Origin of the sequence: Escherichia sp. MOD1-EC6021, from assembly GCF_002965245.1 — a bacterium.
Classification (GTDB): Bacteria; Pseudomonadota; Gammaproteobacteria; order Enterobacterales; family Enterobacteriaceae; genus Escherichia; species Escherichia coli_F.
Map to the genome: position 1 here is coordinate 1 of NZ_PTRU01000083.1, position 2,132 is coordinate 2,132.

2 protein-coding genes are annotated in these 2,132 nt (G+C 52.6%); both read right to left on the reverse strand.

The window, feature by feature from the left end:
* Positions 1-61 precede the first annotated feature (61 nt).
* Complete coding sequence (istB, locus tag BEB54_RS27915; RefSeq protein ID WP_049032877.1) at positions 62-859, reverse strand: IS21-like element IS21 family helper ATPase IstB; 798 nt, start codon at positions 857-859, stop codon at positions 62-64.
* Positions 859-2,031 (reverse strand): IS21-like element IS21 family transposase, encoded by a 1,173-nt coding sequence (gene istA / locus BEB54_RS27920; protein WP_000952339.1) that lies wholly within the window; start codon positions 2,029-2,031, stop codon positions 859-861. Before istA ends, istB begins: the two co-directional genes overlap by 1 nt.
* Positions 2,032-2,132: the final 101 nt, after the last annotated feature.

The window sequence follows — 2,132 nt, forward strand, 5'->3', positions numbered from 1 at the left end:
TATGTCAACGCCACGATGTTTGACCGTTATTTGCCATTTTCATGCCCGCTAAATACTTTCGTTACTGATGCTGTCCGCTTTGCACCATTTCATCATCACTGACTGGCGTTGTGTTTTTGGTCAGCACTCCAGCTTTACGTTTCTCTTTTAACCGGTAACTCTCTCCTTTGATATTCAGCGTGGTTGAGTGATGTAGCAACCGATCCAGTATCGCTGTTGCCAGCACGTGATCTCCGAACATTTCTCCCCAGTCTGCGAACCCCTTGTTTGACGTCAGTATGATGCTCGCTTTTTCATATCGACGGTTCAGTAGCCGGAAGAACAGGCTGGCTTCCTCTCTGTTCATCGGCAGATAGCCTATTTCATCCAGGATCAACACCCGGGCATAACTCAGTTGCTGTAGCTGACGCTCCAGCCGGTTTTCCTGTTTCGCTTTCATCAGTGTCGCGATCAGTCTGTCCAGTGGCATAAACAGTACCCGATGTCCCGCATCCACCGCTTTCACGCCAAGAGCTATGGCCAGATGTGTTTTTCCTACACCAGGAGGTCCCAGCAGGATCACGTTTTCGCTGCGCTCCACGAACGCCAGACCAGCCAGTTCCCGGACAACCTTACGGTCGATGCCCGGCTGGAAGGTAAAGTCGAACTGCTCCAGCGTTTTGACCCACGGCAGACGAGCCTGCTTCAGCCTGGACTCCATACCGCGCTGATGCCTGCCGTTCCATTCCTGCTGTAGCGCCATGCACAGGAACTCCCGGTAGTTCAGCTCTTTTTTAGCTGCCTGTTCCAGCAGGCTTTCAACGTGATAACTCAGATGCTCCATTTTCAGGCGACTCAGCAGGACTTCCAGCTCATGCATCACAACAGCTCCTCATAGGCACTCAGTGGCCGATGTTCCACCTGACTGACCTGCTGCCAGAGCGGGGCGTGATGCTCCGGCACTGTCTGCCAGCCAGACGATGCCGAACAGAGGCGATGTGAGGCCACCAGTTTCTCATTACTGTAGATCCGCAACTCGTCATCCAGCGATATTCGTATCGATACCGGCTGACCACACAGCGCTTCGGGAACGCTGTAACGATTACCGCCAACCTCGATATAGCTGTCCCAGGACACATGGCGGATGTCGAAGTAACTGGTATCGAAGTCCGTATCCGGTAACGGCTGCAGATGTTCCTGCTCCAGCGCGAAGCGCTGTTCCGGAGTTTCTTTGAACTGGCGAAGTTCCCGTTTGTCAGCCACATCGGCTATCCATTGCTCCAGTTGTTGATTGACATGAGTGAAGCTGTCGAACCTGCGGTACCGGACGAAGAAGTTCTCCTTGAGGTATTTCACCATCCGCTCAACCTTACCTTTTGTTCTGGCCCTGCGTGGACGGCATGCCCGTGGCAGGAAGTTATAGTGGTCGGCCAGCAACAGGAATCCGGAGTTGAACACGACTTTCCCGTTGTTATTCTTCAGCACCGCAGCCTTCTGGTTATCAACCAGCACCGTTTTCACACAACCACCGAAGTAGCGGAAGGCGCGAACCAGTGATTCGTAGGTATGCTCAGCATCCTGTTTTGGTGCGGCGAAGACATGGAAGCGGCGGGAGAACCCCAGCGTATTAACCGCAAAGTTAACTTTGCACCGTTGCCCGGCAACCTCCACCTCAACTTCGCCCCAGTCGTGCTGGAGCTGGTATCCAGGCTGAGTTTCGAAGCGAACTGTTCTTTTTGACGGACGCATTTTACGTTTGGGCTGGATGTAGTAACGCAGCATGGAACGTCCGCCCGTATAGCCCATTGCCTTAATCTCCGCGAAGATAACCTCGCTATTCCAGACATTCTCTGCCAGGCGCATGTCGATGTAATCCATAAACGGTTTCAGCTTAACCATTTTGTGGCGGGTCTTTCTGGCTGGCGGTTCAGGGTATTTGAGGTAGCGTCTGACCGTCCGTTCAGAGCAACCAATCTGAGCCGCAATATCGACAATGTACGCGCCCTGCTGGCGCATTTGCTTTATCATGTAAAAGTCCTCTCTGCTCAGCATGTTGATGTCCTTTCTGGTGTGAGAACCTTAAGGAAACAACATGTTGGGTGGAGCGGACAATCCAAATGGTGAATTACCGTCTTATATCACTGGCGCTGACA